We start from the raw sequence: 14,035 nt of genomic DNA on the forward strand, positions 1-14,035 counted from the left end.
CCTGAGCCATCCCTCTACTTAGCTGTGCAGACCCGGTTGCGCCCACGCGTTACCGGATACCCGTTTTGCGAATGCCATGCCAGGAAAGGGAGATCACTCGTGTCCCAAGCAGAAGACCACGACGGCACCCGTCGCGACTTCCTATACTACGCCACGGCGGGCGCAGGCGCTGTGGCGACTGGCGCCGCCGTCTGGCCGCTGATCAATCAGATGAACCCCTCGGCCGACGTCCAGGCGCTGAGCTCCATCCTCGTCGACGTCAGTTCGATCGAAGTGGGCTCTCAGATCACCGTGAAGTGGCGCGGCAAGCCCGTGTTCCTGCGGCGCCGGTCCGAGGCCGAGATCGAGCAGGCGCGCTCTGTCGATCTGGGCGAGCTTCCCGACAAGCTGGCACGCAATGACAACGCCAACGCAACGGCAGATGCAGAAGACCAGAATCGCTCTCTCGACGAGGCTGGCGAGTGGCTGGTGATGATGGGTGTCTGCACCCACCTGGGCTGCGTTCCGCTGAACGATGCCGGCGACTATGTCGGTCCGGATGGCATCGGCGGATGGTTCTGCCCCTGCCACGGCTCGCACTACGACACGTCCGGACGCATTCGCAAGGGTCCGGCACCCGAGAACCTGCCCGTGCCGGTCGCAGGGTTCGAAGACGAAACCACCATTCGGCTCGGCTAAGGGAGAAAAAGATGTCTGGAATTCCCCACGACCCCTACGAACCAAAGACCGGTGCCGAGAAGTGGGTCGAGAAGCGCATTGGCGCAATCGGCCTCGTCCACGGCACGATGATGATTCCCACTCCCAAGAACCTCAACTGGATGTGGATCTGGGGCATCATCCTGGCCTTCTGCCTCGGATTGCAGATCGTCACCGGTATTATCCTGGCGATGCACTACACCCCGCATGTCGATCTGGCCTTTGCCTCGATCGAGCACATCATGCGCAACGTCAACGGCGGCCACTTCCTGCGCTACCTGCACATGAACGGGGCGTCGCTGTTCTTCCTCGCGGTCTATCTGCACATTTTCCGCGGGCTCTACTACGGCTCCTACAAGTCTCCCCGCGAGATCACGTGGATTATCGGTATCCTGATCTACCTGTGCATGATGGGGACCGCCTTCATGGGCTACGTGTTGCCCTGGGGCCAGATGTCCTTCTGGGGCGCGACGGTGATCACCGGCCTCTTCGGGGCTATCCCCTTCATCGGTGACAGCATCCAGACCTGGCTGCTGGGCGGCCCGGCGGTGGACAATGCCACGCTCAACCGCTTCTTCTCGCTGCACTACCTGCTGCCTTTCGTGATTGCGGGCCTGACGATCGTCCACATCTGGGCTTTCCACTCGACCGGCAATAACAACCCGGCGGGCATCGATGTGCGCACCGCATCGAAGGATGAGGTCAAGAAGGACACCGTGGGCTTCTGGCCCTACTTCGTGATCAAGGATTTCTTCGCGCTTGCCCTGATCCTGGTGATCTTCTTCGCGATCGTCGGGTTCATGCCCAACTACCTTGGCCACCCTGACAACTACATCGAGGCCAACCCGCTGGTGACTCCGGCGCATATCGTGCCGGAATGGTACTTCCTGCCGTTCTACGCGATCCTGCGGGCGTTCACCGCCGATGTCTGGGTGGTGATGTTCACCGACTGGATCACCTTCGGCATCGTCGACGCGAAGTTCTTCGGCGTCATCGCGATGTTCGGCGCGATCATCGTCTGGGCGCTGGTGCCGTGGCTCGACACCTCGCGCATCCGCTCCGGTCGGTTCCGGCCGATGTTCCGCTGGTGGTTCGCAATCTACTGTGTGGACTTCGTGGTGCTTACCTGGGTCGGTGCCATGCCCGCCGAAGGGATCTACCCCTACATCGCGCTGGCAGGGGCGGCTTACTGGTTCGCCTACTTCCTGGTGATCCTGCCACTGCTGGGCGTTCTGGAGAAGCCCGAGCCGATGCCGGAAACCATCGAGGCGGATTTCAACGCTCATTACGGCAAGCCCTCGAGCGAAACCGCGGCCACCCCGGCCGAGTGACAGAAAGGATCGTTCTGAAATGTTCAGGAAAATCGCACTCACCGCGGCCGCAACCCTCGCCCTTTCGGGCGGCGCGGCGTTGGCGGCAGGCGGCGGCGGCCACACCCACGACGTGGCCTTCTCCTTCGAGGGGCCGTTCGGCACCTTTGACCAGATGCAGCTCCAGCGCGGTTTGCAGATCTACACCGAGGTCTGCGCCGCCTGCCATGGCCTGCAATACGTGCCGATCCGGACGCTCAGCGACGCGAGCGGCCCGGGGCTGCCGGAGGACCAGGTGCGCGCCTACGCCGAACAAACCTTCGAAGTGTTCGACGAGGAGTTGGACGATTACCGTCCCGCCAAGCCGACCGACCATTTCCCGGCGAACACCGATGCCGGCGCACCGGACCTCAGCCTGATGGCCAAGGCCCGCGCCGGCTTCCATGGCCCCTATGGCACCGGCCTCAGCCAGCTCATCAACGGCATGGGCGGAGCCGAGCATATCTACTCGATCCTCGTCGGCTACACCGGCGAGGAAAAGGAAGAGGCCGGCACCATCTTCTACGAGAACACCGCGTTCGACGGCGGCTGGATCTCGATGGCACCGCCGCTCTACGGCGAGGACGTGGAATATGCCGATGGCCATTCCAACTCGTTGCACCATGAATCGGAGGACGTGGCAGCGTTCCTGATGTGGGCCGCGGAGCCGAAGATGATGGCGCGCAAGCAGGCCGGTTTCGTTGGCGTGATCTTCCTCACGATCCTCACGGTGCTGCTTTACGCCACCAACAAGCGGATCTGGAAGCCGATCAAGAAGGCTGCCAAGGAAAGCTGAACGGATACGAACCGATCTGAAGGGGCGTCCTGCGGGGCGCCCCTTTTTGTTTCGTCCGGCGGCGCGGGCGGCGACGCTACCCGCCGATGTAGAGTGGGTCTTCGGGCACCGGCCCGACCCGCAAGGGAGAGAACCGGACCGCGAGCCCCGCGCTGAGCGGCGAACATGCCATTGGCCCAACACGCGCGCCACGGGCAACGAAATCGGTAACCCGCAGGATCTGCCACGCGCCGCGCCCCCGTGCATGCAGGATTGTCGCCGAGTCGGTTGCCGTGAGCCGGATCGTCCAATCCTCCGTTTCCGCGTCGGCAGGCGCCATCGACCAATCCGAATGCCCGTCGGTGACCACGACCGCGAGATTCGGCCGACCATCCGCAAACTCGACACCCGCCTTGATCCAGCGCGTCTCGTCCTCCCAGAGCAGCAACCCGGCTTGTTCGTACCTTGACTGGAAGCGCCCGGTAAAAGGCTGCTCGACCACAAACCGCGCTGGTACGTCGAACAGAAGCGCATGGCCCGACGCCCGTTCGAACCCATAATGCGTCCGGCGCCAGAAATCGGTCTGCTCGGCGGTTTCGATCTCCATCGCCGCATCCTGCACGCGACACACGGGCGGCGGGTTCAACCAGGCTCCCTGATCGAACGGCACTGACTCGAACATCCCGTCCCTCCTGTCCGGCTCATCTGCCAGAACCACAATTGCCGCTTTCCGCCTCGACACAACCCATTTGCCGAACATGGAGCCCATGCGAGCGCCTTGGACCGAGCGCGCATCGCGGTAGGAGCCGGGCCAGGGCCATGTCCGCTCCCTATCCTGTCCGGTTCCTGCTATGAGGCGGTCATGAAACGGATCCTCTGCTTCGGCGACTCACTGACCTGGGGCTATTGCGCCACCGCCGACGATAGCGCCCCGGGGCGTTATCCGGCGCACCAAAGATGGACCGGGCGCCTTGCCGCGCACTTCGGCGCTGATGCTGCGGTGGTCGAAGACGGGCTCAACGGACGCACCACCGACCTCGACGACCCCGAGGCGCCCTATCGCAATGGCGCCGCCGCGCTGCCCATTGCCCTGCGTAGCCAGACCCCGCTCGATCTCGTCGTTCTCATGCTCGGCACGAACGACAGCAAGGCGTACTTTCGGCGCACCGCCGTCGATATCGCCGTTTCGTTGTCGGGGCTAACGCGGCAGATCGCGGGTTTTTCCGGCCCAGATGCCGCTGGTGCACCGGCACCGAAGATCCTGCTCCTGAGCCCTCCCCCTGTCCGTCCGGACCCCGAAAGCTGGGCCGGCCGGCTGTTCGAGGATGCCAACGCGCGGCTTGGCCCCCTGCCCGGTCACCTCTCGGCGCTTGCCGCCACGCGTGAGGCGGGTTTCCTGGATGTCGGGCGGGTGCTGACCACCGGCGGGACGGATGGCATCCATTTCAGCGAGGCCAACAACGCCGCGCTAGCGGAGGCCGTTGCCGATGCCGCCGCACCATTGCTCGCCTGATCCGCACCAGCGGCGCGGCAGACGCACCAGCCCGGCTCGCCGCGCCACCAAGCCTCTTGAGCCGCCACCGCGCGACCACTAAACCGGGCGGACAAAGGAGCCCCGCGATGTCGTTCAACACCTTCGGCCACCTCTTCCGCGTCACGACCTGGGGCGAAAGCCACGGGCCCGGCCTGGGCGCGACCGTCGACGGATGTCCGCCGGGCATTCCTGTCTCGGAAGAAGCACTTCAACACTGGCTCGACAAACGTCGCCCGGGCACCAGCCGCTTCACGACGCAGCGGCGCGAACCCGACGCTGTGGAGATCCTCTCCGGGACGTTCGAAGGTGAGACCACTGGCACGCCGATTCAGCTGATGATCCGAAACACCGACCAGCGCTCGAAGGATTACGGCGATATCGCCGCGAAGTTCCGCCCTGGCCATGCAGACATCACCTATTGGCAAAAATACGGGATTCGCGACTACCGCGGCGGCGGCCGCTCGTCCGCGCGCGAAACCGCCGCACGGGTCGCCGCCGGGGGCATTGCCCGCGCCGCGCTGGCCGCACTGGCCCCGGACCTGAAAATCACCGGTTACATGGTGCAGATGGGCGAAAAGACCATCGACCGCAGCCGCTTCGACCTTTTGGAGATCGGCAACAACCCGTTCTTCCTGCCAGATGCGGGCGCGGTGGAGGATTGGTCCGACTACCTCGACGGGATCCGCAAATCCGGAAGCTCCGTCGGCGCCATGGTGGAGCTTTGCGCCTCCGGCGTCCCCGCCGGCCTCGGTGCCCCGGTCTACGGGAAGCTGGACACCGACCTTGCTGCCGCGATGATGAGTATTAATGCGGTCAAAGGCGTGGAGATCGGCGAGGGAATGGCCGCCGCCATTCTGACGGGCGAGGCCAACGCCGACGAGATTACCATGGACGAGAACGGCCCGGTCTACAGTTCCAACCACGCGGGCGGTATCCTGGGCGGTATCTCCACCGGGCAGGACGTGATCCTCCGCTTCGCCGTCAAGCCTACCTCCTCGATCCTTACCCCGCGCAAGACGATCACCAAAGCGGGCGAGGCCACGACGATCGTCACCAAGGGTCGCCATGACCCCTGTGTCGGCATCCGTGCCGTGCCCGTGGGCGAAGCGATGATGGCCTGCGTGCTGCTGGATCATCTTCTGCTCCATCGGGGGCAGGTTGGCGCAGGGCCGAGAGGCAAGATCGGCTGAGCGGCGCGTGGTGCGATCCTAGGCCTGCAGACCGGGACGGATTGCAACGCGATCCGCGCTTCTGAGACCCTGCAAAGGCATTCTCCCTCATTCGGGTACGAGTTGTCTGCGCAACTTCGCCCGCCACAAGTGCGTCACTCGCGCGAAATCCCTCTTTTCCGCTATCTCGCTGTAAAGATTTACCGATATACAGATGCCGATATTACCGGCAAAAGCCTTCGAAGGAGCCGTTATGAACCAGCTTCCTCTCGCCGGCGGGAGCATCGTCCTGATCCTGCTGGCCGTTTTCATCATTCTTTGCGTTTTTCTCGGCGTACGTGTCGTCGGGCAGTCGGAAAAATACGTCGTTGAGCGTTTCGGTCGCTTGCATTCGGTGCTTGGACCGGGCCTCAACCTGATCGTCCCCTTTCTCGACCGTGTTGCGCACCGCGTCTCGATTCTCGAACGGCAGCTGCCGAATGCCACGCAGGATGCGATCACCAAGGACAACGTGCTCGTTCAGATCGATACCTCCGTCTTCTACCGCATCAACGACCCGGCGCGCACGGTTTACCGGATCCGGGATGTGGACAGTGCCATCGCGACAACCGTTGCCGGGATCGTGCGTGCAGAGATCGGCAAGATGGAGCTCGACGAGGTGCAATCGAACCGTGCGCAACTCATCCAACGGATCCAGGAGTCGGTCGAGGACGCCGTGGACGACTGGGGGATCGAGGTGACGCGGGCGGAGATCCTTGACGTCAACCTCGACCAGGCGACCCGAGAGGCGATGCTCCAGCAGCTGAACGCCGAACGCTCGCGCCGGGCGCAGGTGACGGAGGCCGAGGGCATGAAACGTGCGGTCGAGTTGCAGGCGGATGCCGAACTCTATTCCGCCGAACAGATCGCAAAGGCCCGCCGCATTCAGGCCGATGCCGAAGCCTATGCCACTGGCGTCGTGGCCAAGGCGATCAAGGAGAACGGTCTTGAGGCTGCGCAGTACCAGGTGGCCCTGAAGCAGGTCGAGGCGCTACAGGCGCTCGGATCTGGTGAAGGCAAACAGACGATCGTTCTTCCGGCCGACGCGGTTGAGGCTTTCGGCAACGCGTTCGGGCTTCTGAGGGGACGCGGCTGATGTGGTGGTCGACCTGGTGGGTCTGGATGGTCGCTGGACTCGCGCTCGCGATCCTAGAAGTTCTGGCGCCCGGCTGGATATTCCTCGGCTTCGCGATCGGCGCAGCGGCAACCGGCGGGCTGCTTTGGATCGGCGGGCCTCTTTCCTTTGCCATCGAGGGATCCATGCCATTGACGCTTCTGGTATTCGCCGTGGCATCGCTGGTCGCATGGCTCGTTCTACGGAAGGTCTTCGGGCTGCGGGGTGGCTCGGTGAAGAAATACGACGACGATATCAACGGCTGAGTTCCTGCGGCAATTCTCCGGCGGCGACCAGGTGGATGGCTGGCGACCGCCGTCGGCATGCGGTGAAGCGATTGACTGATTTCAACCGGGAGGGGCCGTCGACCGCGCCTACTTCGGTCGGGAAATTGTCAGTCCATTGATGTCCTTGCTCACTTTGAGTTGGCAAGACAATCGCGAGGAGCGGCTCAGGTTGAATGCGACATCCAGCATGTCCTCTTCCTCCTCGCTTGGCGCTTCGAAGGCGGCCTCGAACGCCGCATCGACCCAGACGTGACATGTGGCACAAGCCAACGACCCACCGCATTCGCCGTCGAGAAGCCCCGCTGTCCGTAGGACTTCCATGACCGACAGACCCGGCTCTGACAGGAGGTGGTGGCGCGTATTGTCGGCATCAACAAACGTGATGGAAATGGCGGCATCTGACGTCATGTTCGTGCCTCGGCAAGCATCTTTGGACGTCGTCCAACCAGGTCGAGGCGTTGCTCCACCGCGCTGCCCAAGCGAAGCAACGTTTCCTCGCCGCCCCTGCGAGCGGCAAGCTGCACACCAAGCGGCAATCCGTCGTCATCAAACCCGGCAGGCACGGCCAGCGCCGGCTGGCCGGTCATGTTGAAGATGTAGCAGTAAGGGCACCAGGACCAGTCATCGGGGACCTCTCCCGCAGGCGCTTCGCGATCTATGTCGAATGCCGGCCCTATGACCGATGGACAAATCACCGCGTCGTATTCGGTAAGAAATGCGTGACTGGCCGCCGTGATTGCCAGCCGCTCGTCAAGCGCATTGAGATACGTCTCAACCCCAAGTTCCCGTCCCGCTTCGGCAAGGTCGCGAATAAGCGGAGAAACCAGGGCCGCATGTTCCGGCGGGGCGGCGAAGTACGAACTGACATACCCGGTCTTCCAGAAGATCGAGAAAGGCCTTTCGGGTGGCACTGGCCAACAAGGCGAAGCCGGTTCGACGATGGCCCCGTGCGCCTCAAGCGCAGTGGCGACGGCATCAAGCGCACGTAGGATCTCAGGCGAGGGCGTCCGGCCCGTTCCCATGTCGGGCGAGACCGCGATCCTCATGCCCGCAACCGGACCCTGTGCGGCCGACGGCTCGAACGGGACAGGCCATGAAAATGGATCAAGCGGCTCATGGCCGGCCATTGTCGCGATGAACGGCACCAGATCTTTCACACGCCGGGCCATCGGCCCCGTAACCGAATGCGGCATGTCTGCATCCGGCGGCATGAACGGAACACGACCGAAGCCCGGTTTGAGCCCCGCAAGATTGCAGAAGGCCGACGGTATACGGATTGATCCTGCACCGTCGGAACCCGTTGCAAGCGTGCCCATGCCCAATGCGAGCGCAGCCGAAGCGCCGCCGCTCGAGCCACCTGGCGTCCGGCCCGGATCGTAGGGATTGCGGGTGACGCCATGCACGGCGCTCCGTGTCACGACGCGCGATCCGGCCTCGGGTGTCGCGGTCTTGCCGAGAAAAACCACCCCGACCTCGCGCAGGCGTTTCACGGGCGGCGCGTCCTCGGACGCGACTGCATCGGTGCCAATCGCCGCAGATCCGCGCCGGCAGGACCAACCGGAGAGCTTCGTCAGGTCCTTTACGGACACGGGGATGCCGTCGAGCGGACCAAGCGGCCCTCCCGATGCGTAACGCCGCGCCGAGGCCTCGGCCATCGCGCGGCTTGTTGCGCGATCCTGATAGACGAAGGCGTTGACACGGGGATCGAAAGCATCGATCCGTGCGAAACTGGCTTCCAGCGCATCGACCGGCGAGAACTGACCGGCGCGGAACCCGGCCCCGAGATCCGCAACCGAAAGATCGGCGAGGTCTCCGTGCAGATGATCGACGAGTCCGTCCATCAGTAGAGATCGAAGTATTCGGCCGTTTCCGCAGCCGGGATCTCGTCCCGCAAACGCGCCGTCTCCTGCCATTTCATCTTGAGATAAACCTGGATGAACTCCTCGCCGAGGTACTCCCGCAGGGCAATATCGGCATCGAGTGCCTCTAACGCATCCTCGATCGACGTCGGGAGCTTCTCGAAACGGTCGTCATCTTCCTTCGGTCCGGAGGCGGCCGGGCTGAGTTCGCTGCCCTGGATCACGCCAAGCAAACCCGAGGCAAGCACAGAGGCCGCAAGCAGGTACGGGTTCGCCATTGCCGACGGCACCCGAACCTCCAGGTGCGTCGCCTCGTCCATACTGGCCTTGACCCGCACACTGGCAGACCGGTCCTGGATGCCCCAGGAGATATTGGAGGGTGCATAGGTGCGCGGGCGGATCCGCCGGTAACAGTTCGGTGTCGGATTCCAGATCGCCATCGCCGCGCGGGTATGCTCCAGGATGCCTTGAATGAAGGAGCGCATCAGTGCGGAAAGCCCGTCTTCCATTTCCGGATCGAAGAAGGCGTTCCTTCCGGTGTTCTTGTCGATCAGCGAGACATGAAAATGCGAGCAGCTACCGGACCGGCCCTTGTACGGCTTGGTCATGAAGGTGCCGTGAAGGCCGTGGAGCGGCAAGAACTCCTTCACTGTTCCCTTGAACACGAAGGCGCGGTCAGCCGCGGCCACGCCGTCCATCGCGTCGTAGTTGATCTCGATCTGACCGGGTCCGTGCTCGACATTGTATGTGATAATGTCGATACCCTGCTGCTGGAGCGTGCGGACCAATCCGTCGATGGCCGGATTCTGGTGCGTGCGCGCGGTGACGAAAATCGGCTGGTCCGGGAAGAACGGCTCACCGCTTTCCTTATCGACGGCGTAAAACTCGTACTCGTGCCCCATCTTGACGGTGAAGCCGAGCGCATCGGCCTTGGCCAGCATCTTCTTCAGGAGCATCCGGGGGGCGGCCCATTGTGGCGTTCCGTCGTACCACATGGTGTCACAGATCACGCGCCCGGTCTTTTCCAGCCACGGCACAGGCGTCAACGTCTCGACGTCCGGGATCATAACCGCGTCGCTGTAGTTGCGCTCCTCGTTGTAGCCAGACCCGCGTACCGGGATGGAATAGCTGTCGAGTGCAACCGTGCCGCCGTAGAGGTTCAAACCCTTTCGCATGTAGCCGGCGATATGGTCGATAGGGATCGTCTTGCCGCGCGAGAGCCCCGCCATATCGGCAAATTCGAAGCGCAGGAACTCGAAGCCTGACGCACGGACCTGTTCGACGAAGGCGTCCGCGTCTTCACGGGTGAACAGCGCCAGTTCGGGGAGCGCTTCTGCAGATTCCTGGAGTGTGTCGGGCATTACTCTATCCTCTTGGGCTCAGGCGGTTTCGATCCGCCGGGTGACGATCGACATGAAGCGCGCATTCAGCCTTCCGGCGGCGGCTTCGAAGCTGGGGAGTTCGGCATGAACCTCCTGTTCGAGCCTGGCGCCGCCTCCTTCTCCAAAGATCTCGGCCAGCGACGCGGCGTATTCGGGAAGAGCGCGCCACTCGGGCACTGTTCTCTCCGTCAACTCGACATGGAACTGCAGTCCATAGGCACTGCTCCCATAGCGGAATGCCTGCACCGCACATGCCTGATTGCGCGCCAGAATCTCCGAATTTGGCGGCAGTTCGGTAACTTCGGCGCTGTGCCATTGAAAACACTGCATCTGAGGGCCAGCGGGGCCAAGCAGTGGGTCCGCCATCCCCGCGTCGGTTAGCTCGACCGTCCCGAAGCCCACCTCCGAAACCGCCCCGGCCGCGACCTTGCCACCGATGGCCTCTGCAAGGATCTGGTGGCCGAGGCAGATGCCCAGATAGGGTCGCTTCAGGTCCAGAACCCAGCGTCTTACCGCATCCTTTTCAGCGACGAGCCAGGGGTGCAGGTCTTCCTGCCAGACATCCATCGGCCCGCCCATGACCACCAGCGCATCATAGGCGTCCAGTTCCGGTATGGGGTCGCCCGCGTCCAGCTCGATCTGATCGAACCGGACACCGTCCTCGCGCCAAAGAGGAAGAAAGGAGCCAGGGTGCTCTACCGGGACATGTTGAAAGACGAGAAATCGCATCGGCCTACCTCTAATCCGTTACTGCTGTCTGAATTGGGTCTGCTCCGACGGGGGCGCCGCGGGACGTCGAATGCTCATGATGAAGCGCCTGACCCGGGAAGACGCGGCCGTAGGCGGCTTCCGCCGCGCTGGCGGCTTCGGCGAAACCGGTCAGGATGAGCTTGCGCTTGCCCGGGTAGGCGGCGAGGTCGCCGATGGCAAAAATTCCCGGGCGGGAGGTTTCGAAATGTGCCGGATCAACGCGGACGCACTTGCCCTCGAACTCGATGTTCCAACCCTGTAACGCACTGAGATCGCTGGCCAGCCCGAAGAGCGGAATGAGTGCATCGGCTGGCAATACCTGACGGTTTCCCGCCATGTCGGCGATAACGACGCGATCCAGAACGGGCGCGGTGCCTTCGATACCCGCCAGTTGCCAACCGAGATGCAGCGCGATGCGCGGGTCCGTCGTCATCCGGACGACCTCGGCGGGAGCGGCCCGGAATCGGGCGCGCCGGTGCACGACCGCGACGCTTGCCGCCACATCGGCCAGCGAAAACGCCCAGTCGACCGCACTGTCGCCACCGCCGGCGATCACGACATGACGTCCGGAAAAATCCTCCCGGCGCCTCACATGGTAGTGGACAGACGCGCCCTCAAAGGGCTCGATCCCCGCGAGCGGCGGACGGTTCGGTCCGAAAGCCCCCAGACCGGCGGCCAGGATCACCGCGCGGGCCGTGACGGTCCGGCCATCGCATAGCGTGACTCCGAAGCGTCCATCGGCCTCTGATACCCGTGTGGCGGATGTTCCCAGCAGGAACGTCGGACGATAGGGTGCGCCCTGCGCGATCAAGTCATCGATCAATTCGTCCGCGCGTACCCGTGGCCGGCCGGGAATGTCGTAGATGGGCTTCTCCGGGTAGAGCGCAACAAGCTGACCGCCGGGGTCGGGCAACGCATCTATCACCGCCGACCGCATACCGAGTTGACCGCAGGCAAAGACGGAAAACAGCCCGGCAGGACCTGCGCCCACGATGGCGACATCGGTTTCGATATCTTCCCCAGCACTCATTCCGCAGCATCCACCCGCCGGATCGAGACCTCGATATTGTGGACGGCCGTGGCCTCGGCGATGTCGCTTTTCCGGCCGGCGTGAAGGACATTGACGTTCGCGCCACTGGCCTCCTGTCTCGGCCACCGCCCTTTGTAGACAATCCCGACACCGGGCTGGGCGATATCGCTGAGCGAAACCCGCAGCGCGAGTTCTCCCGCCGAATTGGCCAGCACGACCGGGTCGCCATCTGATAGCCCGCGCCGCGCGGCTTCATCCGGGTGCAGCAACACCGAATTGGGGCCGATCTTGGCAACGACACCCGGATCGTTGGCGTAGCTTGCGTTCATCTGCCAGGCTGAAGCAGGGGAAAGGATGCGTAGCATCCCCTGATCCGACGGCACGTCCGCGTGCGGCTCCGGCACGGCCGGCAACCCTGCTTCTATGGCCGCCTCCGAGTAGAGTTCAATCTTGCCCGATGGTGTCGGGAAGACAAGGTCCTCGAATTGCCGGCGCGGTTCGGAAAAGAGTTGGACGGTACCTGCTTGGGCAAGTGAGGCGAAATCGCCGTCAAAGGGCGTCATCGCGAGAATTCGCTCCAGCAGGGTGACGTCCGGTTCGAACAGCTGCGGATCCGACAAGCCTGCCGCGCTTGCAAGGCGGCGGAAGATTTCCTGGTTGGGCAAGGCCTCACCCGGCGCCTCCATGACCGCGACCTGGGCCGAAAGCGTGTGATGGAAATACGGCGCGACGATATCGTCGAATTCGAGGAACGAGGCCGCCGGCAGAATGATATCGGCGAAGTCTGCGGTATCGGTGGGAAAGATATCGCAGACGACCGTGAAAAGGTCCTCTCGCGCCATCGCGCCGCGCAGACGCGCCTGATCGGGCGACGACGCGAGCGGATTGCAGTTCCAGGCAAAGAAGATCTGGGCCATCGACGGGTCGGCGAGAGTCGCCGCCAAGTCCATGTGGCTCACCGACTTGCACCCGATATCGAGCGCGGGCGGTGTCAACAGATCCATGTCAATTCCGCGGCTCCCCGGCCCGTTCATGTAACAGAAGCCGGCGCCGGGTTTGCCGAGGTTTCCGGTGAGCGCCACCAACGCTGAGAGTGCCCGGAATGCATTGCCGCCGCGGGCGGTGCGCTGCATGCCCTGCCCCATCCAGAGCAGCGACGGCCCTTCGGCATAGGCGGTTCCGACCTTCACGATCAGATCCGCGGGAACGCCTGTTCGCGCCGACGTGGTCTCAGGATCGGCCGCCTCGATGTCCGGCAGCAACGCCTCGAAGCCGCGGACATGGGCAGCGATGAAGTCCTCGTCCAGCAATCCCTTATTCAGTGCAACATGCATCAGCCCAAAAGCCAGCGCCGCGTCCGTTCCGGGACGGGGCTGCAGATGGAGGGCCGCGCGTTCCCGCGCGGTTCCGTGCGCCACCGGGTCGATGGCGACAATCGTGGCGTCCGTTTCCCTCAACCAGTTCTTGTGCATATGCGGCGCCGTGTGGCTGGGATTGGCCCCCCAGACGAGAATTGTCTTCGCGTCCTTCACGGATTCCGGATCGAACCCTTCGAGGCTGTCGCCGAAAGTCATCTCCAGCGCGACGTGCCCCGCCTTGTTGCACACTGTGTCCGGGTCGACCTCGGTTGCACCGATAGCCTGAAAGAACCGAAGCGGATACCAGCCCGCGATCAGCCCAACGGTTCCGGTGTAATGGGCATGGACCACCTGTCTGGCGGGTCTCCCGCCAATGTGCGGAGCAAGTTTCCCTGCAATCTCGGCAAGCGCCTCGTCCCACGAGATCGGTGTGAATTTCCCGCTCCCCTTGGGTCCACTGCGGCGCATCGGCCGGGTCAAACGCGCAGCCGCGTCGCGCCAGACACCATTATAGGCAATTGCGCATTTCCCGCAGAGCGCACCGCGCGCAACGTGGTGCTCGGGGTCGCCGAGGATTTTCCGCACAACGCCGTTGTCGCGCACCGCCACCATTCCGCAGGCATCGTAGCAATCCCGCGGACATGTCGTTTTGAGTCTCTCCCGGATGGCCTCGGCCATGTCCTGCCTCCGTAT

General features: G+C 63.5%; 14 protein-coding genes. 7 read left to right on the forward strand and 7 right to left on the reverse strand.

Annotation, left to right across the window (positions count from 1 at the left end):
• Positions 1 to 99: 99 nt before the first annotated feature.
• The 3 genes from petA to ARC39_RS22650 are packed head-to-tail and all read left to right on the forward strand — an operon-like array spanning position 100 to position 2,841.
• Complete coding sequence (gene petA, locus ARC39_RS22640; protein WP_068118367.1) at positions 100 to 678, forward strand: ubiquinol-cytochrome c reductase iron-sulfur subunit; 579 nt, start codon at positions 100 to 102, stop codon at positions 676 to 678.
• 11 nt (positions 679 to 689) lie between these two features.
• Positions 690 to 2,027, forward strand: a complete 1,338-nt coding sequence (locus ARC39_RS22645) for a cytochrome b (protein WP_068118369.1) — start codon at positions 690 to 692, stop codon at positions 2,025 to 2,027.
• 19 nt (positions 2,028 to 2,046) lie between these two features.
• The gene (locus tag ARC39_RS22650; protein WP_068118371.1) at positions 2,047 to 2,841 is read left to right on the forward strand and encodes a cytochrome c1; all 795 of its coding nucleotides are present in this window, start codon (positions 2,047 to 2,049) and stop codon (positions 2,839 to 2,841) included.
• A 76-nt stretch (positions 2,842 to 2,917) separates the two neighbouring features.
• On the opposite strand, the gene ARC39_RS22655 is transcribed toward ARC39_RS22650, so the two are convergent.
• Complete coding sequence (locus tag ARC39_RS22655) at positions 2,918 to 3,502, reverse strand: DUF1349 domain-containing protein (protein ID WP_068118375.1); 585 nt, start codon at positions 3,500 to 3,502, stop codon at positions 2,918 to 2,920.
• A 180-nt stretch (positions 3,503 to 3,682) separates the two neighbouring features.
• On the opposite strand from ARC39_RS22655, the gene ARC39_RS22660 reads away from it, so the two are divergent.
• The 4 genes from ARC39_RS22660 to ARC39_RS22675 all read left to right on the forward strand — a co-directional run bounded on the left by ARC39_RS22660 (position 3,683) and on the right by ARC39_RS22675 (position 6,942).
• Positions 3,683 to 4,333, forward strand: a complete 651-nt coding sequence (locus tag ARC39_RS22660; protein ID WP_068118377.1) for a GDSL-type esterase/lipase family protein — start codon at positions 3,683 to 3,685, stop codon at positions 4,331 to 4,333.
• Positions 4,334 to 4,440: 107 nt separating this feature from the next.
• Positions 4,441 to 5,544 carry a chorismate synthase gene (gene aroC, locus ARC39_RS22665; RefSeq protein WP_068118380.1) on the forward strand — a complete coding sequence of 368 codons (1,104 nt, stop codon included), beginning with the start codon at positions 4,441 to 4,443 and terminating at the stop codon, positions 5,542 to 5,544.
• A gap of 232 nt (positions 5,545 to 5,776) precedes the next feature.
• Complete coding sequence (locus tag ARC39_RS22670; RefSeq protein WP_068118382.1) at positions 5,777 to 6,658, forward strand: SPFH domain-containing protein; 882 nt, start codon at positions 5,777 to 5,779, stop codon at positions 6,656 to 6,658.
• Positions 6,658 to 6,942, forward strand: a complete 285-nt coding sequence (locus tag ARC39_RS22675; RefSeq protein WP_068118385.1) for an NfeD family protein — start codon at positions 6,658 to 6,660, stop codon at positions 6,940 to 6,942. The genes ARC39_RS22670 and ARC39_RS22675 overlap by 1 nt, the downstream gene beginning before the upstream one ends.
• A 108-nt stretch (positions 6,943 to 7,050) precedes the next feature.
• Here ARC39_RS22675 and ARC39_RS22680 read toward each other — a convergent pair whose 3' ends face one another.
• Genes ARC39_RS22680 through ARC39_RS22705 form a run of 6 tightly spaced genes read right to left on the reverse strand, consistent with a single transcriptional unit; the run spans position 7,051 to position 14,020 of the window.
• Complete coding sequence (locus ARC39_RS22680; RefSeq protein ID WP_068118389.1) at positions 7,051 to 7,371, reverse strand: 2Fe-2S iron-sulfur cluster-binding protein; 321 nt, start codon at positions 7,369 to 7,371, stop codon at positions 7,051 to 7,053.
• Positions 7,368 to 8,804, reverse strand: a complete 1,437-nt coding sequence (locus ARC39_RS22685) for an amidase (protein ID WP_068118392.1) — start codon at positions 8,802 to 8,804, stop codon at positions 7,368 to 7,370. The genes ARC39_RS22680 and ARC39_RS22685 overlap by 4 nt, the downstream gene beginning before the upstream one ends.
• Positions 8,804 to 10,183 (reverse strand): glutamine synthetase family protein, encoded by a 1,380-nt coding sequence (locus ARC39_RS22690; RefSeq protein ID WP_068118401.1) that lies wholly within the window; start codon positions 10,181 to 10,183, stop codon positions 8,804 to 8,806. The genes ARC39_RS22685 and ARC39_RS22690 overlap by 1 nt, the downstream gene beginning before the upstream one ends.
• Before the next feature lie 18 nt (positions 10,184 to 10,201).
• Positions 10,202 to 10,933, reverse strand: coding sequence for a type 1 glutamine amidotransferase (locus ARC39_RS22695; protein ID WP_068118404.1), 732 nt, complete (start codon positions 10,931 to 10,933; stop codon positions 10,202 to 10,204).
• 10 nt (positions 10,934 to 10,943) lie between these two features.
• Positions 10,944 to 11,984, reverse strand: coding sequence for an NAD(P)/FAD-dependent oxidoreductase (locus ARC39_RS22700; RefSeq protein ID WP_068118407.1), 1,041 nt, complete (start codon positions 11,982 to 11,984; stop codon positions 10,944 to 10,946).
• The gene (locus tag ARC39_RS22705) at positions 11,981 to 14,020 is read right to left on the reverse strand and encodes a molybdopterin-containing oxidoreductase family protein (RefSeq protein WP_068118411.1); all 2,040 of its coding nucleotides are present in this window, start codon (positions 14,018 to 14,020) and stop codon (positions 11,981 to 11,983) included. The genes ARC39_RS22700 and ARC39_RS22705 overlap by 4 nt, the downstream gene beginning before the upstream one ends.
• Positions 14,021 to 14,035 lie beyond the last annotated feature (15 nt).

Source organism: Tropicimonas marinistellae (assembly GCF_001509585.1).
In the GTDB taxonomy this organism is placed as follows: Bacteria; Pseudomonadota; Alphaproteobacteria; order Rhodobacterales; family Rhodobacteraceae; genus Tropicimonas; species Tropicimonas marinistellae.